Source organism: Falsiphaeobacter marinintestinus, from assembly GCF_007923355.1.
GTDB lineage: Bacteria > Pseudomonadota > Alphaproteobacteria > Rhodobacterales > Rhodobacteraceae > Phaeobacter_A > Phaeobacter_A marinintestinus.
Genome location: NZ_VOGO01000010.1, coordinates 24,064 through 50,666, shown reverse-complemented (window position 1 = coordinate 50,666; position 26,603 = coordinate 24,064). Strand labels below are relative to the sequence as shown.

Sequence of the window (26,603 nt, the reverse complement as noted above, 5' to 3'; positions counted from 1 at the left end):
ATGCCCAAACTCAAACTGGACTCCATTTTTGATCCAACAGTTCTTCTGGCGCTGGCTTTGATGGCGATTATTGTGATGATGATCCTACCGGTGCCCGCTTGGATTCTGGATGTCGGGCTTGCAGCGTCGTTTGCCCTGGCAATCCTTATATTCACCATCACGCTTTTCATCGAACGTCCGCTGGATTTCTCGTCGTTCCCGACAATCCTGCTGGCGTCTTTGATGCTGCGTCTGTCACTTAACATTTCCTCGACGAAGTTGATCATCGGGCAAGGGCATACAGGACCTAACGCGGCTGGTGATGTGATCGAAGGCTTCGCGCAGTTCGTCATGGGCGGCAGCGTGTTTCTTGGCCTTGTTGTTTTTGGCGTTCTGCTGATCGTCAACTTTATGGTCATCACCAAAGGGGCCGCGCGTATGGCTGAAGTGGGAGCCCGTTTTGCCCTTGATGCAATGCCAGGAAAGCAAATGGCCATCGACAGCGACATGTCGGCGGGTGCCATCGATCACAATGAGGCCCGCGAAAGGCGAGAACGCGAACAACAGGAAACGACCTTTTTTGGGTCGCTTGACGGGGCGTCGAAGTTCGTCAAGGGCGATGCCATCGCGGGGCTGCTGATCACATTGCTGAACCTTGTTATGGGGCTGATTATGGGGACCGTGGTCCACGGGATGCCGATAGGGTCAGCGTTTGAAACCTACGCCATTCTGACGGTCGGTGATGGTTTGGTCACGCAGATCCCGGCAGTGATCATTTCTATCGCGTCTGCGTTGCTGCTGGCCCGGGGCGGAACGCCCGGCGCAACTGATCTGGCCCTTTTGTCCCAGTTGGGGCGCCACCCTGCCGCGATCGCGACAGTTGCCGTTCTGATGTCGCTGTTTGCCCTTGTACCCGGACTTCCATTTCTTCCTTTCATTATTGGTGGCGGGGCGTTGGGTTTCGCTGCATATCGGTTACGCGCCGGGCCTGTCAGGTCAGATGGTGCCAGCGATCCGGAAGATGGCGGTCCTGCAGGCCCAATTGTAAAACCACTGGGCGATCTTCTCGATCTTGATGATTTGCATGTACAGTTTGCTCCCGATCTTGTCAGCATGGTGCTGGACCCCGGAACAGGGCTGGATGTGCGCATCGCAAACATGCGAACCCATGTGGCTTCGGTTTTTGGTCTGATTTTGCCGGATATCCGGCTGACGGATGAACCCGAATTGCCTCCCGGGACATATGTGATCCGTATTCACGGCGTTGAACAGGCCCGTGGCGTCTTGCATCCCGATCTGGTCCTGGCGTTGTCACCGGATGGAGTTGTTGATCTGCCCACAGGCAATGACGTGACAGAACCGGTTTATGGCGCGCCAGCGCGCTGGATCTCGCGCACTGATCAGGAGACTGCGGCGATAGGCGGCGCAACAGTTGTGGCACCTCCTGAAATTTTGGCGACCCATCTTCTGGAAGTCATAAAGCAGAATTTCTCCCGACTTCTGACGCTTAAGTCGCTGCGCAGAATTTTGGGAGAGATGACTCGTCTCAGCGATCCGGCCCGGTCCGAGGCAAATCGCAAACTTCTGGACGAACTGATCCCGGACAAGGTTCCGATCGATACTCTGCATGCCGTGTTGAGGCTGTTGCTGGAAGAGCGTGTTTCGATCCGGAATCTTCCACTGATCCTAGAAGCCGTTGCCGAAGCTCGGATTGTCACAACCCAACCTGAAGGGATTTGCGAGGCTGTGCGGCAGAGATTGGGGTTTCAACTGGTTGCCGAGCTAAAGCGCCCAGATGGCAGCATCCCTCTCGTACAACTCGCGCCCGAATGGGAAGATACGTTTTCCGGCTATCAGATCGAAAGCCGCAGTGGCGGTTTAGACGTGGCTTTGCCTCCCGATCTGTTCAACCAACTTGCAAATGGAATTGCCGAGCGGCTGGATCAGGTCGGTAATCAGGGTATTGCTGCGGCTCTTGTGACGTCATCGCCACGTCGCCGGTTCTTGCGCACGCTGATGCACGCCCGAGGTATTTCCAACCCTGTGTTTTCGTTTGAGGAAATCGGGTTGGAAGCCCGCCCGGCGCTTGTCGGCGTTGTTGCTGCGTGATGCAGGTTGCTGTCGAACTTCTTGAGTATCTGCAAAGCGGGGCTTGGCAGGGCGCGATCGTGTTTCTTCGGGTTGCGGCCACCGCATCCTTGTTGCCCGCGTTTGGAGAGCAAACGATTCCTATGCGCCTGCGACTGGTCATTGGGGTGGCGTTCTCTGTGATCGTCGCCCCGGCTGTTCCGCCTTTGGAAACGCCTGCCGGACCTGCCGGATTCGCAGCGCTTGCCGTAAGCGAAACCGCAATCGGATTGGCACTCGGGATAATGGTGCGGATGTTTGTGTTTACCCTGCAGATCGCTGGATCTATCGCTGCGCAAGCCACGTCGCTGTCGCAACTGCTTGGCGGATCCGTCTCGGAACCCGTACCGGCCATGGGGCATTTGCTGGTGACCGGAGGGTTGACGCTGGCTGTGATGTTCGGACTTCACATTAGGGCGGCAGAGTTAATGATCGGGTCGTACGAAGTCTTCCCACCAGGGGAAATCTTGCCAGCGGGCGCGTTATCTGAGTGGGGCGTTGCGCGCATATCATATGCTTTTTCGTTGGCATTCGGTCTGGCGACACCGTTCGTGATTGCTGCATTGGTCTATAATTTGACGCTCGGGGTCATAAATCGCGCTATGCCGCAGCTTATGGTCGCCTTCGTGGGTGCCCCCGTCATCACGGCAGGCGGGTTGTTGCTTTTGATGTTGGGAGCCCCGCTGATCCTCGCGGTCTGGGTGGAGGCGATGCAGGGTTTCTTTGACAACCCTCTGGATCTGACACCATGAGCGCGGGCGATAATGATACCGAGAAAAGCTTTGACCCGACCCCGCAAAAACTTCAGCGGGCTCGGGAGAAAGGCGAATTTGCAAGATCAACGGACTTGTCTGTTGCCGCTTCCTATGCTGGTTTGCTGCTGGCTTTTGCGGGATTTGGTCTTTCCCTTGTTCAGGATAGCGGCGAAATCCTTGCGTCTTTTCTGGATAAGCCAGACCGGATGACCAATCTCGTTTTTCAGGGCTCGGGCAGCGCGGGGATTGGTGCCGCCCTTTGGGGGGTGGCCCAGTCGCTCGCGGCCATGATGATGGTCCCGGCAGCAGCCGTTTTGTGTTCGATTCTGGCCCAGCGCGCCTTTGTGGTTGCGCCTTCAAAACTCGCGCTTAAGTCGAGTCGAATTTCGGTTTTGTCAAATGCGAAACAAAAATTCGGGCGGGCAGGACTGTTCGAGTTCTCCAAGAGTTTTGCAAAACTCTTGCTGTATTCGGTTTGTCTCGCATGGCTGTTGACCATCCGTTTACCCCTGATCCTGTCGGCCAGCGCCGCCCCGTATCAGTCGGGGTTATCCTTGATGGGCCGGATTTGTCTTGAGTTCCTCTTCCTTGTTCTTCTTATTTCGACCGGAATTGGGGTAATCGATACGATTTGGCAGCATCAGGAACACAGGCGAAAAAACATGATGTCGCGAAAGGACATCCAGGACGAAGCCAAGGATTCCGAAGGGGATCCCCACATGAAGCAACATCGCCGTCAACGTGGACAGGAAATTGCGGCGCGCCAGATGATGGGGGATGTTCCGAAAGCCGACGTCGTTATCGTAAATCCGACGCATTACTCAGTGGCGCTTAAATGGGACAGGGCACCAGGTTCAGCACCCGTCTGCGTGGCGAAGGGCGTTGACAAGATAGCGGCCCGTATCCGTGAAACGGCCATTGAAGCCGGGGTGCCGATCCACTCTGACCCACCGACAGCAAGGGCGTTGTTCGCGACAGTTGATGTGGGAGAGGAGGTGCGCGAAGATCAGTACCGCGCGGTCGCGGCCGCGATCCGATTTGCCGACCGCATGCGTCAACGGGCGAAGGGTGGCATCTGATGCGTGATGATCTTCCGCGCTTACTTGAGATCGTAAAAGTTCAATATCTGAAAGAGCAAGAAAGGATGCGCGCCGTATTGGCGGAAGAGTCCGCGCTGCGTGGCAAACTGGCAAAGCTGGACGAGCTGGCCGACCAGGCACAAACTGATTTGTCCCAGCCACAGGCCATGCAACAAATCGGCGCCGATCTCCTTTGGCAATCCTGGCGTGACCGGACACGACGGCAACTGAACCAAGAGCTGGCCCAGATCATGGCGCGGAAACAGCCGTTTCAAGAGAAACTGAAAGCCAGTTTTGGGCGCAAGACCGCCCTGGAACGAATGATTGTTAATGATACGCTTAGGAGGAAGAAAACAGCGGCCCAGCGGCGCGATGAACGGCTGCTTGATAGGCTTTAGAGATCATGTATTCTGCCGTGCCAGATCAGTGATCAGAACATTGATTACGTCATCACCCAGTTCCTTGCGTGCGACGTCTCGAAGAGCCCCTCTCAAGGGGTCAAGCGCCGATGCGCTGGTGAAAGCTCCGTCGAATCCGCCCATATTGGCGTGATCAAACAAGGTCTGAAGGAAGACATCTCTTAGCTTCGGCTCTCTCGCATAGAAAACCTCAGACAAGCCGGGTTGGGCTTCGAGACTTAGTGACATGACGACCAGCGCCGAAACCTCGTCGTGTCGGATGATTGGAACAACAAACTGGCTGTGCAGCTTGATGAACTCTGTTCCACCCTTATCGTCGTGGCCGTCTTTGCTATGTGTTTTTTGTTGGTGCTGATCAGGTTCGTGATCTGAGTCAGCGTTTTCCTCGGGTGGCGGGCTTAGGAAAATGCCGGCTCCGACACCAGCGCCAATACCAAGAGTCAGAAACAGTAATGGGAGGAGTTTGGACAACATAGAGGAACCTCAGAATGGCAGGATTGCGTCCAGAACCTGCTGGCCGTAGCGAGGTTGCTGAACATCTGTAATTTGACCTCGTCCGCCATAAGAAACCCGCGCCGAAGCGATCTTGTCGTAGGTGATTTCATTCTGACGGGAGATATCGTCAGGCCGGACAAAACCCGACACCAGCAGCTCGCGAATTTCAAAGTTGACCCGCACTTCCTGTGATCCCGAAATCGAAAGAACGTTGTTAGGCAAAACGTCGATGACCGTGGCAGCAACCCGCAATGTCAGTTTCTCGCTACGTTTGACCGAACCCTGACCGCTGCTGTCGCTGGAGCTGTCGATGGCCACGGCCTGATCCAAAGAAGCCCCGTCTGGGAGCCGTTCATTGGCGCGTTGCGGTAGCCCAAAAAGATGCGGGGTCCCAAGCGCTTCGGACCCGCTTCTGGATCGTTCCGTATTGTTCGAGATTTCCGCCTCTTCGTCGATTTCGATCACGACAGTCAGAATATCACCTTTCCGCAGCGCCCGCCTGTCTCCCAGGAGGGATTTCTGTTCGCCGCTCCACAATGAAGACTGGTCGACCGTGCGTTGTGGCTGGCTGTGCATGGGTAGTCCTGGCCAAAGCATGGCGACATGCTCCGAAGACTCCGTTGCAGGCGAAAAGCTGGGTGGTTTGCCCAGATGGTCGATCCGGCCACAGGCGAGCAGACTCGTAAAAGACAAGAGCGCTGTGGCGATTTTGAAGTGGACAGATTTCATTAGCGTACCTCAATTGAGCCGTCTGGCCGGACAGTCCCGCTGACGGTCATGCGGGAAGTCGTATTCATCGCCCGAACCAGATCGCCTTCGCCACCACGGCCAAGCGCCCGACCTTCAGCGATAATTTCCAGCCCGCCGTGCGTGAAGATCAGCAGAACCGTGTCGTTGCGGTCAACAATAGCTGGGGGGCCGACATCGCCGGGACGGATTGGCCGACCGGGATACAATGCGGCCCGCGCTTCCAGCCCAATAATTTCCCAGGGGTCACTGATTGCGCCGGGGACGTTTGCCGTCTTGTTCGCAAGATCGTCGGCGACAATGATTTCCCGTGCGCGGATAGTCCGTGCGGGCACGACAATGTCAGCCCATCCGGGGCCAGCAAGCAGCAGTAGACAAAAAACCAACCGTTTCATCAGCGCACCTGCGTTGTTGCGCCCATCATCTGATCGACTGCGGAAATGACTTTGGCGTTCATTTCATAACCGCGCTGCGCTTCGATCAGCTCGGTCACCTCCCGCACGGCATCAACGGAACTGTCTTCGAGATAACCTTGCCGCAGTGTGCCCAAACCGTCTTCGCCGGGATTTGAGACCAAGGGTGGTCCCGAGGCTTCCGTTTCGGAAAACAGATTGCTCCCCAGCGCCTCCAGCCCCTTGGCATTCGTGAATCCGGCCAGAGTGAACTGGCCCAGCAATTGGCCCTCGGCCGTGTCCGCAAAGTAAGCATACACTTCGCCTTCGTTGTTGATCGACAAACTGCGAGCGTCTTGTGGTATTGTGACTTCGGGGATGACTGTGTACCCGTCTGACGTCACGATAAGTCCATCAGCGGATCGTTTCAGACCGCCATCGCGGGTATAGGCCGTCTGGCCCGAGGGCAGTTCCACTTCGAGATATCCGTTGCCTTCGATTGCGAGGTCAAGATCGTTCCCCGTGGCGGAAAGCGCGCCTTGCGAAAGGTGCACCGATACGGCGGCCGGGCGCACGCCGAGACCGAGTTGGACACCAGTTGGCAAAACGGTCCCATCAGAGGCATTAACTGTGCCGGCACGGGAAACCTGTTGATAATGCAGGTCGGAAAACTCGGCCCGTCGAGCGTTGTAACCGGTGGTGTTCATGTTCGCGAGGTTGTTCGAGATCGTCTCGACGCGCATTTGTTGTGCGCTCATGCCTGTAGCGGCGATTTTCAGGGCCCGCATGGGTGCCTCCTTGGATGTGTATCAGGGCATCAGTGACTTCATGGCGTTCCGGATTCTTTCATCCTCGGCCTGAAGAAAACTCTGCCCCATTTCATAAGCGCGCTGGATTTCTATCATCCGGGTAACCTGCGCGATGGCGTTGACGTTGGAGTCTTCCAGGAATCCATGGACGATGCTGGCGTCGGTAGCCGGGTCAAAGCCCGCGTCGCTGGAAAACAGAACGCCGTCTTCCCGACTTATCCCAAGAGGGTCGACCGGTAAGAACAGGCCAACCTGGCTGATGGGGCGCCCATTGGCGCTGACCGTACCGTCGCTTGCGACGCGGACGTCGGTGGCATCGGGGGGGATGAAAATCGGTGTTTGACCTGTATCCAGCACGCGATGGCCGTTCATATTCACCAGATCTCCATCCGCATTCGGTGAGAAGTTACCGGCACGGGTCATCCGTTCACCGGCGGGTGTTTCGACCAGAAAAAACCCCTCGCCTTCGATGGCAAGATCGAACGCACCGTTTGTCTGGGTTAACGCACCCTGTGTCATCGAGGTGTTGCGTATCCGAGCCTGGGACATCGAAAGGGAGGGTTGATCGGGCCCGGAATGAATGAACTCGGAAAACATCAGACCTTCTTGCCGATATCCGGTCGTGGCGGCGTTGGCGATGTTATTGGCCACGATCTGCATCTCGCGCATCAAACCCGATTGCCGGGACAGGGTGGCATAGCCTGCATTTTCCATCATGAAGCTCCTATAATCATTGGGATGATCTGTTGTCCGAAAAAGTCGACCAGTGTTTTGGTCATGAACCCCATGGAGACCCAGAACACGGCAACGATCGCCAGAAGCTTGGGAACGAAAGTCAGGGTCATTTCCTGTATCGACGTCAGCGCCTGAAACAGGCCAATGACCAACCCGACCAAAAGCGCTGCAGTCAGGATCGGAACCGAAATCAGAACGGCCGTCATCAATCCCTGACGTAGCGTGTCATAAAATTGCCCATCACTCATCATGTCAGACAGGCATCCTCAGGATTTCCTGATAGGCTTCGACGACCTTGTTGCGCACGGTCACCGCAGCCTCGACCGCAAGTTCGGTTTGGACCAAAGCCTGGACCAGTGCATGCGGGTCAGCGTCACCTGTCATTGCTGAAAGAGCTGCGTCTTCCCCTTGTTTCAGGGTTGTCGCAAAGTCTGTGGCCGCGCCTCGAAGGGCTGCGCCCACCGTATCGCTGTTGGAGTCAGGCCGCGTCGCTGGTCGGGCGAGTGCATAGTTTTGAAGGGCGGAAAGACCTCGGGTATCCATTCTGGAACCTCCTTATTTTCTCAACAGATCCATCAATGCAGTGGACATCTGTCTGGTCTGGTCAAACATTTTCAGATTGGCTTCGTAGCTGCGCTGAGCCTCTCGGGCATCGGCGATTTCGATCATCAAATCGACGTTGGAGCCCGCATAATGACCTGAGTCGTCGGCTAGGGCATGGCTCGGGTCAAAAACGCGGTTCAAGTCGCTTTGATCCAGCCGGATCCGTCCGAGAGCAACAAGATCGGCTTTGTCTGCGCGGCCTACCACGGTTTCAAATGATACCGTCTTGCGACGATACCCCGGCGTATCAGCGTTGGAGATGTTTTCTGCCACGTGACGCAGACGCGCCGATTGAGCCTTTAGCGCGCTGGCCGACAAGGCGAGGGATTGACTGAATTCGCTCATGAGTCACCCATTTTCAAAAACCGCGACCAAGGCTGGTCCGTAGGACCGACAAAGCGGATCTGTAGATCGACAACGCGCGTTCATGCTGGCGGGCCACTTCGACGGCCTTCAGCATTTCTTCTTCGATTGAAACGGAGTTTTCGTTTGGATCTGTGGTAAGACGGGACGTGAATTCAGGCCATTGATACGCATTGTCGCCGCCCATACCCGGGGGTTGTGAAACACCGTCCCGATGCTCTTTCGACATCGCCTCGGCGAAAGGGACAATGTCGCGAGCATGGTATCCGGGCGTGTCTGCGTTCGCGATGTTTTGCGATACAACAGATTGGCGTTTTCCGGCATGGCTGGCCATCGCGTGAGCCAATTGAAAGACATTCAGATCTTGGAACATCGGGGCTTCTCCCTCGATTGATTTCAACCAAGGCTTAACTCCGATTCCTTTAGAAACGGTTTGCAGGAAATCATTAAGGGCCGGGAATGATGGCGCACGATCTGACAACTCTAAAACTGGAAGTCGAAAACCTGCCGCAAACGGTGCCTGTTGGCCGTGTTATCGGGGTTGAGGGGGGGCAGATCCAGATTTCGGGTCTGTCCGACAAGGCCGAGATTGGTGATCGCCTGGTACTGCAACGCGGCTCCGGAGAGCACCTGTCGGGTGAGGTTCTGCGTATTGCGTCCGAGACCGTTCATATGTTGCCAGATGCGGCGCCGGACGGGGTGGCTCTGGATAATCCTGTGTTTCTTTACCGGGTGCCGGCATTCGCGCCCAGCAACCGATGGATTGGTCGAGTGATCGATCCGTTTGGCCAACCTTTGGATGATAAACCGTTGTCGCGAGGACCGATCCCACGACCTGTTTTTGCCGCCCCACCCCGCGCCGGATTGCGGCGTCCGATGGGTCAGCGGTTGCCCACCGGGCTCGCAGTTCTGAACACTGTATTGCCGATCGTGGCCGGGCAGCGCGTTGGACTGTTTGCTGGATCCGGAGTTGGGAAGTCGCGACTTTTGGCAGGATTGGCCAAAGGGATGCACGCTGATGTTGTGGTTCTGGCCCTGATCGGGGAACGCGGGCGAGAAGTGAACGATTTCGTACATCGTGTCTTGGGGCCGGATGGTATGAAACGGGCTGTTGTCGTAGCAGCGACGTCCGATCAATCGGCATTGGTCCGTCGGCGTTGCGCAGGAGCGGCCATGGCCGTGGCCGAACATTTTCGCGACCTTGGGCAGAACGTGTTGTTCCTGGCCGATTCGGTGACACGATTTGCAGAAGCGCACCGAGAGATTGCTTCGGCTATGGGAGAATCCCCGTCGCTTCGCGGGTACCCGCCATCTGTGACCCCGCAGATCACGTCCCTGTGCGAAAGAGCGGGTCCCGGCGGGCCGTCGCAAGGTGATATCACAGCCGTGTTTAGCGTTCTGGTCGCAGGGTCCGACATGGACGAACCGGTTGCAGACATCCTGCGCGGTGTGCTGGATGGGCATGTCGTGTTGAGTCGCGAGATTGCGGAACGCGGGCGCTTTCCAGCAATAGACGTTGCCCGATCCGTATCGCGCAGCTTACCGAATGCAGCCAATGAAAGTGAAAACCGGATTATCGCAGAAGTGCGGAAGCATCTCGGCTCTTACGAACAATCCGAAGTCATGATCCGCGCCGGGTTGTACACCGAAGGTTCAGACCCGGTACTAGACGCGGCCGTTCGTCTTTGGCCCGATCTAGATGCGTTTTTCGCCCGTTCTGACCATAGCGACGCGGCAGATATCAGGGGCAGTTTTGATCGCTTGACTCTGGTCTTGCGCCGCGCCGGAATTTCGATTCTATAGCGGTAATCACGACTGCAGCAGTGTCAGCGCGATTGAGGCTCCTGAATAGGTGTTGGCCAGTTCCGAGATTTGTGAGCGGGCGAAGAAGAGGTCGGTTAAATGGCTGACTTTGTCAGGGTCGGTGAATTGACCTACGGTTTCACCTCCAAACGCCGACGTCGTCTTTTCCCGAAAAACCTCCAATTGTTTGTCGATGTCGAGTTGCGAAAATGATGTCGGCAAGCCGAGGGCTGTTTCGAACATGCTGCGCATGGCAGGAAGGCTCATCAGTGTATACCACTTCGTCTCTTCACTTTCCGAACCGCTGGCCAGATCAGCCAGTTCGCGCTGGGCATAAAGTGCGATTCGCAAACTGTCGTCCTGTTCACCAACAGCGACTTCGAATTCGTTTTCGAAATAGGCGTCGACGATGCGCGACATCGCGGTTTGGTTGCCAGTTTGTTGGATTTCGCCTGACCCAAATCCAAAGGCGGCGCTAAGTTGTTTATATCGGTCGTCAGAAAGCTTGTTGGCCAAGGAATCGCTGGCAGAGGCCCCTTCCTCCAAAACTTTTTGAATGAAGTACGTGTTGGAAATGTCGTCCTGCAACCCGAAGGCCCCCAAAGCCACATTCAGAAGTTGTCGGTCTGCGACCAGATCCTGAGCAGAGGTGACCGCGGCGATTTTCTCCCGAAAGGTCGCGGTGTCGCGCTGAAGCTGACCGGACTGCGAAAGCGTATCCAACTGGCTTTCATAAGTGCGTTGTAAAAACCGCCAACCGCCAAGACCGCCGGACGCAATTAGGGGCTGAAAACTCATGAAGGGGCCGTCGCCAAAAGACGGTCTTCCCTTGGCAAGAGGTTTCGGAGCGCTTTCAGGCATCGATAATGATGATCCTGCAGCAACGCTTCGCTGGCCTCAGTCAATGAGGCACGGCTAATTGGGTCCGTAAAGACTTGCGCAAGATCTTCGATTCCACGCAGCAGCGACAGGCGCGCGCCTGCAGGATCTATATCGCCGGACAGCAAGAGCTGGGCGGCATAGCAGACGCGTCGGACAGGGGTATTGGCCTCTTCCGGATGAATTGCGTCGCGCAGGCGTAGGATGTTCGCGTCCGGCGTTACGATGGACAGGCGGCTGCGTCTGTCGCCGTTTTCAATTACGGCACCGTTTATCAGGATGCGTTCTTTTGGTGCGAGTTTTAGGACTAGTCCGGCCATGTCAGGTTGCCTCTCCTCGCAGACCGCGCAAAACGGCAGTGTTGATCTCAAGTAGCGGGGTTACGGTATCTTTCCGGGCCAAAACCTTGCTTGTGTGGTGCCGGGTGAATTCAGAAAGATAAAACAGACGTGCCCTGAGATCAGGCGGCAATCCATTATCTTTGTCGGCCAGATCAGCCGCGAAAATCGTCCAGAGTCGGACGTTTTCGTGTAGCGCAGCGACCAGGGCAGGAAACCCGGCTGTTCCGTTTTGGGCAGCGTCCTGAATACGGGCTGTTATGCGTGCGACGGCTTCGTATTCGATGCTTTTGGGCGTGCGGGTCGGCGCAGAAGCAGCCGAATAGGCGCGGCGCGCCTGGGAAAGGGCGTTCACGTCAGGTCCTCATCTGTTGTTGAGAAAAAGATGCTCGGGGCGCGCCATTCTGAGCGCCCCGAGTAAAATGGATTAGCGGAACAGTGACAGGATCGTCTGAGGAGCCTGGTTGGCAATCGACAAGGCCTGAACACCCAGCTGCTGCTGAGTTTGGAGCGCCTGCAAGCGCGCCGAGGTCGCCTCCATGTCGGCATCGACCATGGCACCGATGCCGGATTTCAGCGAGTCGGTCAGGTTGGAAATAAACTCGGACTGCGTCGAGATCCGCGACTGAACCGAACCAAACGAGGCCGCAGCATCGATTGCTGTGTCGATCAAGGTTTCGACCGTCCCAAGAGCGGCCGCTGCGCCAGCGTCGCTCGACACATCAATTCCGCTCATGGCACCCAATCCGCCCGACCCTGCATTCGTGAACTGGCCGGTAATCGTCAGATCGTCACCACTGGCGTTGGTGAAATCCAGCTGCCCGGGGCTGCCGCTGTCATAGTCGACAGTCAGGCCAGTGATCCCCAGCGCATCGATGGCGCCTTTCAGGCCGATTGCCACGATGTCGGAAGTGGTGGTTGCAGCCGCGTCGTCAGCTGTCACGGTATAGGACACAACCTCATCCCCGAGACGAAGCTCGATCTTGTCTCCGGCTGCAAAAGCCGTACCCGCCGAATCGTCAATTACAATGTTATCGGTGCCACCGCCGTTATCCAGCGACAAGGCGACTGTGTCGCCATTGGCCGAAGGTGTACCACCGGACGACCCGAAAACATCGTTCGCTGTATAGGTGCCGACCGACAGATCCTGCGCGCCGACCGAGATTGAACTGGCTGTGACATTGCCCGAGCTGTCACGATCAAGCGACGCGAGTACATCCGTTGACGCGACGCTGCCATCAACCAGGTTTAGGCCGTTGAATTGGGCGGCGGACAGAACCGAGCTGATCTGATCCTTTAGCGCTGTTACGTCTGCATTGATTTTCGTACGATCAACATTGTCTTCCTGCGCGTTTACAATCTTTTCCTTCATCTGTGTCAGAAGGTCGGTGATGGTTTCCGAGGCCTGACGCGCGACCGCAACTGTAGATTCGCCTTGGCTGAGGCTGTCGGAAATTGCGGTAAACCCTTTGACATCGGACTCCATCACCTTGGAGATCGCCCAGATTGCCGAATTGTCCTTGGCGGTTGCGATATCCTTACCGGTGGAAATGGCGCTTTGGGTTTCGGCCAGATCGGAGTTGATGGATTTCAGCGTTTGCAGCGCCACCATGGCGCTATTGTTTGTCAGAATGCTGGACATTGCGTTTTCCTTCAGGCTTGGGCGCGTTCCGCCCTGTTACAACCCGCCCCTTGGAGCGGCCTAAACGTCTTTCTGACCAATGCGTACGCTTGCTGGCGTCGCGCCACCCTGTTTTCAAGGTGCGATGTCACCATGCCCGGTGATGTGCTAACGGATTGCTAAACGCCAAAGGATTGATAGATCGCATTTTTGTAAACCCGCGAATCAAGCGCGCTTTTCCAGTGCCGATTTCGTACCGGTGCTGACGCGTGTTTTCAGACCGGACCGGTCATAGATCTCCAGCCCCTGGCGCACTTTTTGCAAATCGGCCATTCGGTCCGAAACGGCCCGAATACCGTCCAGGGCGCTGTTCAATAGCGTCTGATTGCGCGCGATCTTGTCTTGTAGGGCCAGCAACTGCTCTTTCTCGAAATTCTGTGCGGTCCCGACGTCTTCGATCAATTTCGCTTTGCGTTCACCGAGTTTGCGAAGGGTTTGGAAATCCCCTCGGATCAAAGCATCTCTTTCGTGGGCGAGCAGACTGAACAAAGCATCAACCGCTGAATCTTTCTGCTCAAACATCGTTCTGGGTCTCCGACAATGACCGGAACAGAGTTTCGGCCAGACCGATTCCGCCTGCCCGGGCGATTTGATCGGCCTGTGCCCTGACCAGGAAAGATCCAAACTGATCCTCCCCAGTGCCGCCGTCAAACGATTGCCGTGCGTTGCCCAGACCTGCTGCATTCAACATTTCGGCCAGGAACGTCGCTTCAAGCTTTGTGGCGGCTTCACGCAAAGCGACCGTTGTGTGTATCTGTTGTGTCTGGGCTGTAACCCGTGACGCGTCCGTTAGAGCGTTCATGTTATCCCCTAGAATTTTCAAGACTTTCGAACAATGCACATGAGTCGGTTAAAAATTTTGAAACTGGTTTGGCCTCAGTGTCTGCAAGGCACTAACCAGAACGGGGCGGCATGAACGACATGAACACACTGAATTCGACGCAAACAGCACCGCCATCTAAACAAGCTGGGGCCGTCACGTTGGATATGACTCCATCGGACCGAGACACGCAGCTGTTCTTTGATCTGTATTCTGACATGTCTGCAAAATCCGGTTCCGAAGACGCGGTCAGTGATGATTCTATGCGGGACATCGATCAGTCTTCACCTCAACAAGAAACCACCGAGGAGACCGTCGAACCAAAGTCGATTGACGACAAAAACAACGATCCCGGGAATTCTGCAACGTTCACAACAAAAGATGCCGATCTCGCCCGACATGTGCTTGGTTCGATTGCGGATCCGGGCGCAGAAAACGGCACGGTCAGCAGATCGCATCCAGAAACCGTTTCAGATATCGGAAACGCGTCTGCAACCAGAGGTATTGACGGCATCAGAGGCACGACAGCTTCCGTTCAAATTGCGAGCTCAATATCGGGTTCGATGGAAGAGGCGACCGTTTCGACACGTGATTTAGGCCGATACCAGACGATTCTTGGCGCAGAGAGTGGTGGCGATTCGTCGCGCGATGAGTCTCTGGGAAAGCTGTTTTCGGAAAAGGTCTATCCGAACCGGACTGATGCCGGGCAAACTGGCAGTGCATTTCCCGGGCAAGAACTGGCAGCAAAAACGGCCACCAACGGACCTTCAGAGCAACATTTTGGACATCTGGAAGCAATAACACCGAGAACGGGAGAGGAGCAGAACCGGCTTCCGTTTCCTGATGTGAAGTCAACCCGACCCGTGCCTTCGAAAAACGGTATTGGGTCGTCTACCCGAGAAGCCTTTACCGCACATAAAAGCGGAACTTCTGATCTGGAAAGGGGTCAGAATCACACAACTTTGAAATCGGATCTTGTCGCTGAAAAAACCGCTGACTCTGATAGAATAACCGTTGCTGACGAGTTGCAGTTCAGCAACGAGGCAAAAGGGCGGGTTGGTCAAAAAGCACTAATCGCTCAGATGAATCAGAGCGCTCTTTCCGATCAAGCCTTTTCAGGCTTCGGGGTGCTCGATAAGGAACATGCAAGCCCGCGTCAGAACGGCCTTCTGATACATGTTGCCGGACCGGCCGCAAATTCGGCAGTGTCGGAAAGGGATTTTTCTGAACAAACCCCGCCTAAACCGCCAGAAAACCAGAGTGGGGCAGCATCAAGGCTCAATCAAAATGCTGTCCGGACTCAGACGCCTCCCCTGCATCAGGCAAACAGTCAAGACTCCATACGCACCCGTGCTTCGACCATTCGAGCTTCGGACCACCTTCAGCCGCCGCAGCGCTTGTCCGGGTCAGTATTGCCGGAACTGAACATTACGGCTCAGCACGAAAACTGTGCAACATTTCGGCTGGCCACCCAAGTCGCGCCGGGCTCCGCAGATGAAGCAGGAACATTCGATGGGGTGAAAAAACCGATTCTGACAAGGGAATGGGGTAATCCAAGCATCGTGCGTACAGCGTTTGGTGCACTAGAACAGAGAGTAGCTGGGCAGACGGGATCGACGCAACAAACGGCAGAGCAATCTTCGCTAGGCCCCAACCATGTTGATCGTGACAGGCAGCCCGAAATAGAAGTTAAATCGCTCAGCGGACAGCAAGGCTTTGGATCTCATGACCAGACATCTGATCATATGGGAAAAGAACCAAAACCCTCCAACACAGCAGGTAATTTGACGATATCTGGTTTAGGACCAAACGACAGGCAGGTCGCTTCGGTGACTGTTGTTCAACCGCGGAACAGCTTTGATCGACCAGAAACAGCAACTAACGGTGGGTCTGCCAGTTCTGATTCCGAGGCAACGGTTCACAATCTAAATCTCGCAACGTCGCCGGTTGCAGCTCACCGTGATCACGTCTGGATAAACGCTTCATTCCCAAACAGCGGTGAAGGGGCGGAAGATCTACTCCCTCGACAGGCTCCGCCTCCTGTAAACGGTCCGACCCGGCGGCCAGGCGATGTCGGGCGAACACAACTGAACGTACCCACCACCCAGGCGGATCAAGCCGTGAAAAGCTTTGCGTCAATTGCGGGTGGGAACAGCATGGAAGGTTTGGGAGTGATCACTGGCGATTTAGCTCCGTCCGAACCCCTTATCGTCGCCGGCCCTTTGCTGTCAGGGTTCGAGGCGATAGCACAATCTGGTCGGGCACATGCGCTCCCGAGTGCATCCGCCGGACCCCAGCTTCCGACCACCGCGCAGATTTTCGAATCCTTACCGACTCAGCCAGGTCAAAGCGTTGAAATCGTTCTTCGGCCAGAAGAATTGGGGCGGATTCGTATGACGTTGACCCCGTCCGATGGGGGCATGGTGTTGACGGTTGTCGCAGATCGGGCAGAAACTCTGGATCTGATGCGCCGCAATATCGGTGATCTGGGATCCGAGTTGAACCGGATGGGATACGAATCCGTTGACTTTAGCTTTTCCCAAAGCGGCGATGATCAGGATTTGCCGCAGAACCAGCCCGGATCGGATGATGGCGTCGCGCCAGGTTCTGCAGAAGTTGATGACCGATGTTCATCTGACTCAATTGTTTCAGGCATAGATATGAGAGTGTAAGCTAATGATCACAGACGTTTCTTCCGTCGGCACGCAAGGTGCCGCTGCAGACGCCCAAACGCAGGTCAGGGCCACTGCTCTGGCCTCGGACTTTGAAACCTTTCTGAAGATGCTGACAGCGCAGGCAAAGTACCAAGATCCTTTGGAACCGATCGATTCATCGGAGTATGCAGCGCAACTGGCGCAGTTTTCGATGGTTGAGCAACAAGTCCAGACCAACGAAGCACTAGCGGCTCTTCATGCCGACATCGGGTTGTCGAATATGGCTGGGTTGGCCAATTGGGTTGGAATGGAAGCACGGGCAGCAATGCCTGCATATTTTGATGGGGCATCGATATCGGTTTCGGCAAACCCGGTGTCGGTGGCTGACAAGGTTGAGTTGGTGGTCCGGAATTCCGCCGGGGAAGAAATCGACCGGAAGGACATTCCGGTTTCGGCCAAAACAGTTGAATGGGCAGGTCAGGCAGCCGGCGGGGCGATTCACCCTTGGGGCACCTATACCTTCACCGTGGAAAGCTATGCTGGCGGGTCACTGATCTCGTCCGAGCAAGCCGAAGTCTATGACCGGATCACCGAGGCACAGGCGCAGGGCGGTGAAGTGGTGTTGATTTTCGAAGGCGGGCAGGCAGTCGTGTCCACCGCCGTAACTGGACTCAGGCAACCAGACTAGTCACAGATCGCCCAGTTTCAAAGCGCCATAAAGCGCAGGCATGATGACCCGTCGGGCGCGACCGAGTGGAAATCGGGCCATAGGCTGGCGCATCTGAGACGGGTATGGCAGGTCTGGTATGGCTTCCATTGCAAGATCGGCCAACAGGCGCCCGCTATAGCTGCCCATTGCAACGCCGTTGCCGTGGAATGCCAACCCGGCAAACACTCCTGGTTGTTCTGGCACAGGTCCCACAAACGGGACCCGGTTTCGGGCCAGGCACACCATTCCGGACCAGGTATGAGTTGAAGGTACCGCGCGCCACGCCGGAAACATCTTGTCAAAATCGGCGCGGGTTCTTTTGCGGGCGGCGTGTTCGGCAGAGGGTGATGACATCAGGCCGCCGCGCATTCCAAACAGGAACCGCCGGTCTGGCATCAGTCGAAAGTAATGCAACAAATTGCGTGTATCAAATGCCATCTGGTCACTGGTCCAACCCTGCGCTGCAAGCTCATCGTCGGTCAGCGGTCGGGTCACCAAAACGGTGGATTGCGCAGGTAAATAACGACCCGCCAGCCACTTCGGCAAGTCCTCGCTGGAGTATCCATTGGTTGCAACGACTACCTTACTTGCTGTTAGTTGGCCAAAAGACGTTTCGAGTGCAAATCGGCCATCGCGGCGCGCGATGCGCTGCACTTCGGTCTGTTGATACACCTCCGCTCCGGCGGTCTGCGCGGCGTTGGATAGGCCAAACAGATACTTTCGGGGGTTCAACCCAAACCCTTCTGGTCGGGTCAGCGCACCAAGAAACGGGCCTCCGAATCCAGCTTGATCAAGGTCGGCCTTCTCGATCAGATCCGGGGTTTCCCCCGCCAATGACATCGCCTCGGCCTCTTTGCGAAGCGCGGCCATGGCCCGAGGCGAGTGCGCCAGTTCGGTTTCGCCCTTCGAATGAATGTCTGCGTCAATATCCAAACGGTCTAGCAGCTCGGCAACCAGATCAATCGCCGCAGATTCGGCAGCCTGATACACCGCCGTATCCGAAGAGCCATAAGTGCGTTTCATACTGGCCGGGCTAAGCTTTGCTCCGCCCAGACAGCAAAACCCACCGTTGCGTCCCGAGGCACCCCACCCGGGGGACTGCGCTTCCAATACAGCGACCGAAGCGCCAGTAGTTGCAAGATGATAGGCTGCGGAAAGACCTGTAAAACCACCCCCCACAATCGCAACATCGACGTCCGTCCCGCCACCGTACACAGGCCAGTCCGGGGCCGCGATGGTGTCATCCCACCAGCAACCCGCGCGTGGCCCCGGCCCATAAGTGTAAGGCGGGAAGATACGTTTCATTGCGCCCGTGCAGCAGCCTGCTCGTCGCGCTGTGCACGGACCCGGCTTTGCTTGGTGACAAGCGATGCGGTGATCACCCCGATCGTCACAATCGCGATCATGATCGTCGACAGCGCATTGATTTCGGGGCTGACCCCCAGCCGCACCGCCGAAAAGATCTTGATCGGCAAGGTTGTCGCCGACGGACCAGAGGTGAAAGACGCGATCACGAGGTCATCAAGCGACAGCGTAAAGGCCAGCAACCAACCCGAGATCACGGCGGGCGCGATAATCGGCAATGTCACCAACCGGAACGCCTGTGCCGGAGAACAGCCCAGATCCAGTGCAGCTTCCTCTAGCGAGCGATCAAAGGTCACCAAACGCGACGACACAACGACCGAAACGTAACACATTGAAAACGTTGTGTGCGCCAACACGATGGTCAGAACGCCCCGGTCCAGCCCGATCCCGATGAACAGCAACAGCAGCGACAGACCTGTGATGACTTCGGGCATCACCAACGGCGCATAGATCATGCCCGAAAACAGGGTCCGCCCAAGGAACCGACCACCCCGCACTAGAACATAGGCCGCCATAGTGCCCAGAACTGTGGCGATAGTCGACGAAAACACAGCGACTTTCAGCGTGACCCAGGCTGCATTCAGAAACGCTTCGTTGTTGATCAGCTCGCCATACCATTTGGTTGAAAACCCGGCCCAGACAGTGACCAGTTTGGACTCGTTGAAGCTGAAAATGATCAGAATGATCATCGGAATGTACAAAAAGGCAAACCCCAGCGTCAGCGAGACTGTGTTGAACCAGCTCAGCCTGTTCATTGCTCGGCCTCCTGCTGTTTTTGCTGGTTGCGCTGGAACAGCACGATCGGAACCACAAGGATCAACAACAGGATAACCGCCACGGCGCTGGCCACCGGCCAATCGCGGTTTGAGAAGAATTCTTCCCACAGGACTTTGCCGATCATCAGCGTGTCAGAACCGCCCAACAACGACGGGATCACGAATTCACCCAAGGCCGGAATAAAGACAAGGAATGACCCGGCAATGATGCCGTTTTTCGACAGTGGTATGGTCACCAGCCAGAACGCCTGAGCCCGGGAACACCCCAGATCCTCAGCCGCTTCGATCAGGGATCCGTCCAAACGCTCTAGCGCGGAATAGATCGGCAGGATCATGAACGGCATGTAAGTATAAACGATGCCGATATAGACGGCGGTCGACGTGTTCAGGATGGTCAGCGGCTCGCCAATAAGCCCCGTCCACAGCAGAAACTGGTTCAGAAAGCCTTCCTGACTAAGGATACCCATCCACGCATAAACCCGGATCAGAAACGAGGTCCAGAACGGCAGGATGATCAGCATCATCAGCGTAGGGCGCCATTCTTCGGGCGCGCGGGCCATGGCATAAGCGATGGGATAGCCGACGATCAGCGTCAGAGCGGTCGAAATGAGCGCGATTTTAAGACTGCTGAGATAGGCTTTCCAATATAGAGCGTCCTGTGCCAGCCAGGTGAAATTTTCAAAATCCAGCTGTTTCAGGAACGCCCACACCCCGTCATCCCAGCTGAACGTGGGCGTATAGGGCGGAATCGCAAGCGCGATATCGCTGAGCGAGATTTTCAGGACGATGACGAACGGCACCAAGAACAGTGCCAGAAGCCACACATACGGAATGGCGATAAGGGCGAAACGGCGCATCAGCTTTCCAGCAAAACACCGGCCGTGGCTGTCCAGGACAGCCAGACGGTGTCTTCCCAAGTGAAACTGCGGCGTGCGATCCGACGCGTGTTGGCAGTTTGTGCCTTGATCATGTGTCCGTTGGGCAGCTTGACATGATAGGTGGAGAGATTGCCCAGATAAGCGATGTCATGCACCGTACCCTGCAGAACATTTGCTGCGTTTTCGGGCCGCTCAGATGAAATCGCGACCTTTTCCGGGCGGATGGCAAGGTGACAGGTCTGATCGTTTGAAAACGACCGAGTCGAGCTTGCAATTAAAGGTTGCTGCCCTTCGGCCCAGTCGATCTGGTATTGATTTTCGCCCGTTGCGCGGGCGCGTCCTTCGATAATGTTCACGTCACCGATGAAATCCGCAATATAGACAGTCGCCGGGGCCTCATAGATCTCATCGGGCGTGGCAACCTGCATCAACTTGCCTTCGTCCATAACGGCGATGCGACTGGCGACGGTCATCGCCTCTTCCTGATCATGAGTCACGATCACGAAAGTGGTACCGGTGGTTTCCTGAATATCCATCAGTTCGAACTGGGTGTCCTGACGCAGCTTCTTGTCCAGCGCGCCCAACGGTTCATCCAGCAACAAAAGCTTTGGCGCTTTGGCCAGTGACCGGGCCAGTGCGACTCGCTGGCGTTGTCCACCCGAGATTTGATGGGGTTTGCGGCGAGCGAATTTTTCCAGCCGGGTCAGTTTGAGCATCTCTTCGACGCGATCCTGAATATCATGCTTGGGCAGGTTGTCGCGCCGCAGACCAAAGGCGATGTTGTCCCAGACCGACAGGTGCGGGAACAACGCATAGGATTGGAACATCATGTTCACGGCGCGTTTGTTTGGCGGCACAGGAGCGATATTCTGCCCGGCCAGTTCAATCCGGCCTGCGCTGGGCGATTCAAACCCGGCCAGCATCCGCATCATCGTGGTCTTACCGCAACCCGATGGGCCGAGAAGGGCAAAGAATTCTTTCTCAAAGATATCAAGCGACAAGTCGTCGATGGCGGTGAAGTCACCGAACCGCTTGGTGACATTCTGAAAACGGATCAGCGGCTTTTCATCCGGGTCGACCCATGGCGCGAAAACGGTGGCGTTCACGACAAGCCCTCGCTGATTGAAAACTGGGGTGACGGGCCCAGACAGGGCCCGTCCATGCAAACCGGGGTCAGGTGCCCGACTTGATCTTGGTCCACAGACGGGTCACGACCCGCTGCACCTTCGCCGGATAAGGTGTGGTGGTGTACAGCGTTTCCAACGCAGCTTCGGTCGGATAAATCGCCGGATCGCCGATCACGTCTTCCTCAAGCATCGGCTGCGAGGCCAGATTGCCGTTGGCGTAATAGACATAGTTCGACGCGTCCGCCATGTTCTGAGCGTCCATGATGAAGTTCAGGAACACATGCGCGCCATCAGGGTTCGGCGCATCAACCGGGATCGCCATCTGGTCGAACCACATCAGTGACCCTTCCTTTGCAGCGTTATATGCGATTTCCACGCCGTTTTCGGCTTCGGCAGCGCGGTCGCGGGCCTGAAGAACGTCACCCGACCAGCCGACAGCAACGCAGATATCTCCGTTTGCCAGCGCGTTGATGTATTCTGACGAATGGAACTTTTGGATATAGGGGCGCACAGCGGCCAGAACCGGCTCGGCCTTGGCGATGACGGCAGGGTCGTGGCTGTCTGGATTTTCGCCGATATAGGCCAGCGCGGCCGGAATAATCTCAGCCGGGGCATCCAGGAAATGCACGCCACAGTCGGCCAGTTTTTCCATGTTAGCTGGATTGAAGATCAGCTCCAGACTGTCGATCGGGGCGTCTTCGCCCAGGGCTTCGGTCACTTTTCCGACATTCACACCGATGCCGGTGGTGCCCCACATATAGTTGATCGAATAAGCGTTGTCGGGGTCGTACGCGATGGTGCGCGTTTCAATTACGTCCCACATGTTCTTGTGGTTGGGCAGTTTGGCCATGTCCAACTTCTGGAAGGCTCCGGCCGTGATCTGGCGCTGCAGGAAGGTGCCAGACGGCACCACCACGTCATAGCCTGACCCACCGGCCAGCATCTTGGTTTCCAGAACTTCATTGCTGTCGAACACGTCGTAGATCAGCTTCAGGCCGGTTTCTTCTTCGAATTTCGACAGCAGTTCTTCGTCGATATAGTCTGACCAGTTGTAGACGCGCACTTCGTCGGCGAAGGCTGCGGCACTGCTCAGAGCCAGCACCGCCGTCAGTGACAGAGTTTTGAAAGTCATAAATGTCTCCCCATGGACGCGGCGGTTTTTTTGAACCCGCCTGCGCAGATTTGATCAAGTTTTGCGTTCTATGACAACACTGGCTATGTTTCCACGCGCAGCGACACGACGCAAGCGTACACGGGGTATTCGGGATCTGTCCAATGAATTTGATCAAAAAATCAGCAATAGCCCCTGCCGACCCCGGTCAAAAGGCACCCGCTCATGAAATTGTTTATCAGCGGCTGAAGGCTCAGATCCTGTTCGGTGACATGGCCCCGGGTCAGGCGGTGACCATTCAGGGGCTGACCGAATCGTTGGGTGCGGGCATGACACCTGTCCGCGAAGCAATCCGCCGGTTGATTTCAGACGGCGCGCTGACATTTCAGGGCAACAGACGCGTCAAGGTGCCCGAGATGACAGTGGCAGATGTCGAACAGGTCACGTTCGTGCGAACCAGCATCGAAGCCGAGCTTGCGCGTCGCGCTACAAAAAACATGGATGCTGACACGATCCAAAGCCTTGAAAACATAGATTCCCGGCTGGATGCCGCCATCTCGGTGGGGGATGTCGAAGGGTATCTCAAACACAATTACGATTTCCACGCAGCCATTTACGCTCAAGCCAACGCTCCGATCATGGTGGATTTGGCCGAGCGCCTTTGGTTACGGTTTGGACCATCCCTGCGTGTGGTCTGTGGTCGTTTTGGGACACAGAACCTACCTGACCTCCACAAGGAAATGATGGATGGATTGCATCGCAAGGACGCCGAAGCCGTCGCTATGGCTATGGCTCAAGATGTCGAACAGGGGATGAATTTGGTGGCAGCGGTGCTGGCAGAACAAGACGCAGCACGCTGATTCGATTGACACGTCAAAATTTGATCATATCCTGTGACCAATCACAGTAGTTTCGGAGTACGACATGACTGCAATTACCAATCACATGCCCACCGCCGAACTGCAGGCGCTGGATGCTGCCCACCACATTCATCCGTTTTCGAACAATGCAGAACTTGCCAAGAAAGGTGCCCGGGTCATCACGCGCGCGAAGGGCGTGTATCTGACCGATAGCGAAGGCGAAACAATCCTTGATGGCATGGCCGGCCTCTGGTGTGTGAACATCGGTTATGGCCGGGATGAACTGGCCGAAGCCGCCGCGCGTCAGATGAAGGAACTGCCGTATTACAATACGTTCTTTCAGACGACCCATGTTCCCGTTATCGCGCTGGCTGCGAAAATCGCCGAACTTGCGCCGGGCAACCTGAACCACACGTTCTTTGCCGCTGGCGGGTCCGAGGCCAACGATACCAATCTGCGTATGGTGCGCACGTATTGGGCAGCCAAGGGCAAGCCAACCAAATCCATCGTGATCAGCCGGATCAACGCCTATCACGGGTCGTCCGTCGGCAGCGCGTCACTGGGCGGCATGGTGCACATGCACGAACAAGGCGGAATGCCGATCCCGGACATCCACCATATCAACCAGCCGAACTGGTGGGCCGAAGGCGGCGATATGACTCCGGAAGAGTTCGGTCTGGCCCGTGCACACGAACTGGAAGAAGCCATTCTGGACCTGGGTGAAGATCGCGTTGCGGCGTTTATTGCTGAACCGATTCAAGGCGCTGGTGGGGTTATCGTCCCACCTGCAACCTATTGGCCGGAAATTCAGCGTATTTGCGACAAATACGAAATACTTTTGATCGCGGATGAAGTGATCTGTGGATTTGGCCGGACCGGCAACTGGTTTGGCAGCGAAACTCTGGGTATCCGCCCCGACATCATGACCATCGCCAAAGGTCTGAGCTCGGGCTATCAGCCCATCGGCGGGTCGGTCGTGACCGATGAATTTGCCGCCGTCATGGACGAGGTCGAATTCAACCACGGCTATACCTATTCCGGTCACCCGGTCGCTGCGGCTGTCGCACTGGAAAACCTGCGCATCATGGAAGAAGAAGGCATCGTCGATCAGGTGCGCGACGTCACCGGACCGTATCTGGCCGAGAAATGGCACACACTGGGCGATCATCCGATGGTGGGCGACACCCAGATTGTCGGCATGATGGCCTCGCTGGCTCTGACCCCGGACAAAAACAGCCGCGCCAAGTTCGCAAGCGCGCCGGGTACGGTCGGTTACATGTGCCGCGACCGTTGTTTTGCCAACAATCTGATCATGCGCCATGTCGGCGACCGCATGGTGATCTCGCCTCCGTTGGTGCTCTCGATTGACGAAATCGACGTCCTGATCTCGCGCGTGCGGACGGCGCTGGACGAAACCTATGCCCAGGTAAAAGACGCAGGCTTGTTCAAACCGGCATCTTAAGGCCGGATCAGACCTTTCAACATGGCGCGATTTGCGTCACGCTCCCCCGGCCCGCAGCCGGGGGAGTTTTATTTTTGAAGACCCATGTCACTTAGAACCAGTACATTGATCAGTGCAGTTGAACGGGCGAACCTGTCCGACGGTGCGACGATTTCCTTCCATCACCACCTGCGCAATGGCGACCGGGTGATGGTGCAGGTTTTGATGGCCTGCCAGACGCTCGGGTTACGCGATCTACATATCGCGCCGTCTTCGCTGTTTCCCTGCCATGCTGATCTGATCCCGCTCCTCCACGACGGCGTGGTGACCCGGATCACGACGTCTTACATGAACGGCCCTCTGGCCGATGCAGTGAAATCCGGCCTGCTGCCATATCCGGTGACGCTGCAAACGCATGGCGGGCGGGCCCATGCAATCGAAACCGGCAGGCTTGCCATCGATTGCGCCTTCATTGCGGCCCCTGTGGTGGACGCGATTGGCAACCTTTCGGGCGCAGATGGTCCAAACGCTTGTGGACCGCTGGGATATGCGATGGTCGATGCGGCCCATGCGTCGCGCGTTGTCGGGGTCACGGATCACTTGGCGTCGACCTTGTCCCGCATCTGCATCCCGGCAACGCAGGTACATGATGTTGCCAAAGTCGACAGCATTGGCGAGGCCCGCCAGATTGTGTCTGGTACCACGGCCCGTGACCCTTCTGCAAACGGGCGCGCGATTGCCGACATGACCGTTGGCCTGATCGCAGCCTCGGGTTTGTTACGGGATGGGTTCAGCTTTCAGACCGGGGCCGGGGCGACATCCTTGGCCGTAGCCAATTTTTTGGCGCCGGTAATGGCCGATCAGGGTATCACGGGCCGCTTTGCGGCCGGAGGCGTCACCGGCCCTTTGGTCGACATGCATCGCGCTGGCCTGTTTCGAGAAATCTGGGATGTGCAGGCGTTCGATCTTGCCGCTGTTGACTCCTACCGTAACGACCCCGCGCATCACGCGATGTCGGCATCCAAATATGCCAGTCCGGGCCGAGCGGATGCGATCGCCAACCAGTTGGACGTTATGATCCTTGGCGCGGCGCAGATCGATACGGGCTTCAACGTGAATGTCACACAAGCCAGCGATGGGCGGATCATTGGAGGATCCGGCGGGCATGCAGACACCGCAGCCGTCGCGAAACTTCCTATTGTGACGACGACCCTCACCGCCGGAGGATTTGCCAAGGTCGTTGATCAACTGACCTGCCTGACCACGCCGGGCGATACGATCGGCGCTGTGGTGACAGAAGCCGGAATCGCAATTGGCCCGGAGCGCCCTGAGCTTGTCAACGCGGCCCGAAAAGCCGGGCTACCGATCAAACCCTTTGCAGAACTTGAACATCTTGCCCGTCAGCAGGCCACGCGATTGCCTGAACCACGTGCGACCGGCCGCGTCATCGCCTTTAGCGAATACCGCGATGGCCGGGTCATCGACGAAATCCGGGCTTAGCCCGCCGCACCATAGCGGGAAACAAGCCGGACAGCTGGGCAATGCCGGGCGTTTTTTTGGTCGATGCGTGCAAATGGGCGAAATTCCCGCATTAATTTAAGCCATCTAGGGTCTTTTCAACCCGTGGGCGCATTCGCGCACTTGATGCTGCCGCACCA

The 26,603-nt window shown here is 56.4% G+C and carries 30 protein-coding genes; 10 read left to right on the top strand and 20 right to left on the bottom strand.

The window, feature by feature from the left end; genetic code table 11:
- The 4 genes from flhA to FOY56_RS18520 are packed head-to-tail and all read left to right on the top strand — an operon-like array spanning position 1 to position 4,338.
- Complete coding sequence (gene flhA / locus FOY56_RS18535) at positions 1-2,088, top strand: flagellar biosynthesis protein FlhA (protein ID WP_146347523.1); 2,088 nt, start codon at positions 1-3, stop codon at positions 2,086-2,088.
- Positions 2,088-2,858, top strand: coding sequence for a flagellar biosynthetic protein FliR (locus FOY56_RS18530; RefSeq protein WP_146347732.1), 771 nt, complete (start codon positions 2,088-2,090; stop codon positions 2,856-2,858). The genes flhA and FOY56_RS18530 overlap by 1 nt, the downstream gene beginning before the upstream one ends.
- The gene (flhB, locus tag FOY56_RS18525) at positions 2,855-3,940 is read left to right on the top strand and encodes a flagellar type III secretion system protein FlhB (protein ID WP_146347521.1); all 1,086 of its coding nucleotides are present in this window, start codon (positions 2,855-2,857) and stop codon (positions 3,938-3,940) included. Before FOY56_RS18530 ends, flhB begins: the two co-directional genes overlap by 4 nt.
- Positions 3,940-4,338: a hypothetical protein gene (locus tag FOY56_RS18520; RefSeq protein WP_146347519.1), complete on the top strand. Its 399-nt coding sequence runs from the start codon at positions 3,940-3,942 to the stop codon at positions 4,336-4,338. Before flhB ends, FOY56_RS18520 begins: the two co-directional genes overlap by 1 nt.
- A 3-nt stretch (positions 4,339-4,341) precedes the next feature.
- Here the strand turns inward: FOY56_RS18520 and FOY56_RS18515 are convergent, their stop codons facing one another.
- The 9 genes from FOY56_RS18515 to FOY56_RS18475 are packed head-to-tail and all read right to left on the bottom strand — an operon-like array spanning position 4,342 to position 8,876.
- Positions 4,342-4,833 (bottom strand): flagellar basal body-associated FliL family protein, encoded by a 492-nt coding sequence (locus tag FOY56_RS18515; RefSeq protein ID WP_146347517.1) that lies wholly within the window; start codon positions 4,831-4,833, stop codon positions 4,342-4,344.
- Between the two features lie 9 nt (positions 4,834-4,842).
- A complete protein-coding gene (gene flgH, locus FOY56_RS18510; protein ID WP_146347515.1) occupies positions 4,843-5,583 on the bottom strand; it encodes a flagellar basal body L-ring protein FlgH in 741 nt (246 codons plus the stop codon).
- A complete protein-coding gene (gene flgA / locus FOY56_RS18505; protein ID WP_146347514.1) occupies positions 5,583-5,996 on the bottom strand; it encodes a flagellar basal body P-ring formation chaperone FlgA in 414 nt (137 codons plus the stop codon). The genes flgH and flgA overlap by 1 nt, the downstream gene beginning before the upstream one ends.
- Positions 5,996-6,781, bottom strand: a complete 786-nt coding sequence (flgG, locus tag FOY56_RS18500) for a flagellar basal-body rod protein FlgG (protein WP_146347512.1) — start codon at positions 6,779-6,781, stop codon at positions 5,996-5,998. Before flgG ends, flgA begins: the two co-directional genes overlap by 1 nt.
- 21 nt (positions 6,782-6,802) lie before the next feature.
- A complete protein-coding gene (locus tag FOY56_RS18495; protein WP_146347730.1) occupies positions 6,803-7,516 on the bottom strand; it encodes a flagellar hook-basal body complex protein in 714 nt (237 codons plus the stop codon).
- Positions 7,516-7,788, bottom strand: a complete 273-nt coding sequence (locus FOY56_RS18490; protein WP_146347510.1) for a flagellar biosynthetic protein FliQ — start codon at positions 7,786-7,788, stop codon at positions 7,516-7,518. Before FOY56_RS18490 ends, FOY56_RS18495 begins: the two co-directional genes overlap by 1 nt.
- 1 nt (position 7,789) lies before the next feature.
- Positions 7,790-8,080, bottom strand: coding sequence for a flagellar hook-basal body complex protein FliE (gene fliE / locus FOY56_RS18485; RefSeq protein ID WP_146347508.1), 291 nt, complete (start codon positions 8,078-8,080; stop codon positions 7,790-7,792).
- A gap of 12 nt (positions 8,081-8,092) precedes the next feature.
- Positions 8,093-8,485 carry a flagellar basal body rod protein FlgC gene (flgC, locus tag FOY56_RS18480; protein ID WP_146347506.1) on the bottom strand — a complete coding sequence of 131 codons (393 nt, stop codon included), beginning with the start codon at positions 8,483-8,485 and terminating at the stop codon, positions 8,093-8,095.
- Between the two features lie 13 nt (positions 8,486-8,498).
- Positions 8,499-8,876: a FlgB family protein gene (locus FOY56_RS18475; RefSeq protein ID WP_146347504.1), complete on the bottom strand. Its 378-nt coding sequence runs from the start codon at positions 8,874-8,876 to the stop codon at positions 8,499-8,501.
- A gap of 89 nt (positions 8,877-8,965) precedes the next feature.
- Here FOY56_RS18475 and FOY56_RS18470 point away from each other — a divergent pair, with 89 nt between their 5' ends.
- Positions 8,966-10,306, top strand: a complete 1,341-nt coding sequence (locus tag FOY56_RS18470; protein ID WP_246139534.1) for a FliI/YscN family ATPase — start codon at positions 8,966-8,968, stop codon at positions 10,304-10,306.
- 6 nt (positions 10,307-10,312) lie between these two features.
- Here FOY56_RS18470 and FOY56_RS18465 read toward each other — a convergent pair whose 3' ends face one another.
- From FOY56_RS18465 to FOY56_RS18440, 6 genes are all read right to left on the bottom strand, one after another.
- Positions 10,313-11,029 (bottom strand): DUF1217 domain-containing protein, encoded by a 717-nt coding sequence (locus FOY56_RS18465; RefSeq protein WP_246139528.1) that lies wholly within the window; start codon positions 11,027-11,029, stop codon positions 10,313-10,315.
- A gap of 71 nt (positions 11,030-11,100) precedes the next feature.
- Entirely contained in the window at positions 11,101-11,505 is a 405-nt protein-coding gene (flbT, locus tag FOY56_RS18460) for a flagellar biosynthesis repressor FlbT (RefSeq protein ID WP_146347498.1), read from the bottom strand.
- 1 nt (position 11,506) lies between these two features.
- Positions 11,507-11,878, bottom strand: a complete 372-nt coding sequence (flaF, locus tag FOY56_RS18455; protein WP_146347496.1) for a flagellar biosynthesis regulator FlaF — start codon at positions 11,876-11,878, stop codon at positions 11,507-11,509.
- Between the two features lie 72 nt (positions 11,879-11,950).
- Positions 11,951-13,165: a flagellin N-terminal helical domain-containing protein gene (locus tag FOY56_RS18450; RefSeq protein WP_146347495.1), complete on the bottom strand. Its 1,215-nt coding sequence runs from the start codon at positions 13,163-13,165 to the stop codon at positions 11,951-11,953.
- Between the two features lie 204 nt (positions 13,166-13,369).
- A complete protein-coding gene (locus FOY56_RS18445; protein WP_146347492.1) occupies positions 13,370-13,726 on the bottom strand; it encodes a flagellar biosynthesis protein FlgN in 357 nt (118 codons plus the stop codon).
- Positions 13,719-14,006, bottom strand: a complete 288-nt coding sequence (locus FOY56_RS18440) for a rod-binding protein (RefSeq protein ID WP_146347490.1) — start codon at positions 14,004-14,006, stop codon at positions 13,719-13,721. Before FOY56_RS18440 ends, FOY56_RS18445 begins: the two co-directional genes overlap by 8 nt.
- Positions 14,007-14,116: 110 nt before the next feature.
- Between FOY56_RS18440 and FOY56_RS18435 the strand changes: the two genes are divergently transcribed.
- Positions 14,117-16,696, top strand: coding sequence for a flagellar hook-length control protein FliK (locus tag FOY56_RS18435; protein ID WP_146347488.1), 2,580 nt, complete (start codon positions 14,117-14,119; stop codon positions 16,694-16,696).
- A 4-nt stretch (positions 16,697-16,700) separates the two neighbouring features.
- On the top strand, positions 16,701-17,366 hold the full coding sequence (locus FOY56_RS18430) for a flagellar hook capping FlgD N-terminal domain-containing protein (protein ID WP_146347485.1): 666 nt from the start codon (positions 16,701-16,703) through the stop codon (positions 17,364-17,366).
- Here FOY56_RS18430 and FOY56_RS18425 read toward each other — a convergent pair whose 3' ends face one another.
- The 5 genes from FOY56_RS18425 to FOY56_RS18405 all read right to left on the bottom strand — a co-directional run bounded on the left by FOY56_RS18425 (position 17,367) and on the right by FOY56_RS18405 (position 22,665).
- On the bottom strand, positions 17,367-18,692 hold the full coding sequence (locus tag FOY56_RS18425; protein ID WP_146347484.1) for an NAD(P)/FAD-dependent oxidoreductase: 1,326 nt from the start codon (positions 18,690-18,692) through the stop codon (positions 17,367-17,369). It abuts the gene before it with no gap.
- Entirely contained in the window at positions 18,689-19,507 is an 819-nt protein-coding gene (locus tag FOY56_RS18420; protein ID WP_146347482.1) for an ABC transporter permease, read from the bottom strand. The genes FOY56_RS18425 and FOY56_RS18420 overlap by 4 nt, the downstream gene beginning before the upstream one ends.
- Positions 19,504-20,385 carry an ABC transporter permease subunit gene (locus FOY56_RS18415; RefSeq protein ID WP_146347481.1) on the bottom strand — a complete coding sequence of 294 codons (882 nt, stop codon included), beginning with the start codon at positions 20,383-20,385 and terminating at the stop codon, positions 19,504-19,506. The genes FOY56_RS18420 and FOY56_RS18415 overlap by 4 nt, the downstream gene beginning before the upstream one ends.
- Complete coding sequence (locus FOY56_RS18410; RefSeq protein WP_146347479.1) at positions 20,385-21,512, bottom strand: ABC transporter ATP-binding protein; 1,128 nt, start codon at positions 21,510-21,512, stop codon at positions 20,385-20,387. Before FOY56_RS18410 ends, FOY56_RS18415 begins: the two co-directional genes overlap by 1 nt.
- Before the next feature lie 67 nt (positions 21,513-21,579).
- A complete protein-coding gene (locus FOY56_RS18405; protein ID WP_146347477.1) occupies positions 21,580-22,665 on the bottom strand; it encodes a polyamine ABC transporter substrate-binding protein in 1,086 nt (361 codons plus the stop codon).
- A 143-nt stretch (positions 22,666-22,808) separates the two neighbouring features.
- Between FOY56_RS18405 and FOY56_RS18400 the strand changes: the two genes are divergently transcribed.
- From FOY56_RS18400 to FOY56_RS18390, 3 genes are all read left to right on the top strand, one after another.
- Positions 22,809-23,504: a GntR family transcriptional regulator gene (locus tag FOY56_RS18400; protein WP_146347475.1), complete on the top strand. Its 696-nt coding sequence runs from the start codon at positions 22,809-22,811 to the stop codon at positions 23,502-23,504.
- Positions 23,505-23,568: 64 nt separating this feature from the next.
- Positions 23,569-24,966: an aspartate aminotransferase family protein gene (locus FOY56_RS18395; protein ID WP_146347473.1), complete on the top strand. Its 1,398-nt coding sequence runs from the start codon at positions 23,569-23,571 to the stop codon at positions 24,964-24,966.
- Between the two features lie 84 nt (positions 24,967-25,050).
- A complete protein-coding gene (locus FOY56_RS18390; RefSeq protein WP_146347471.1) occupies positions 25,051-26,445 on the top strand; it encodes a citrate lyase subunit alpha in 1,395 nt (464 codons plus the stop codon).
- Positions 26,446-26,603: the final 158 nt, after the last annotated feature.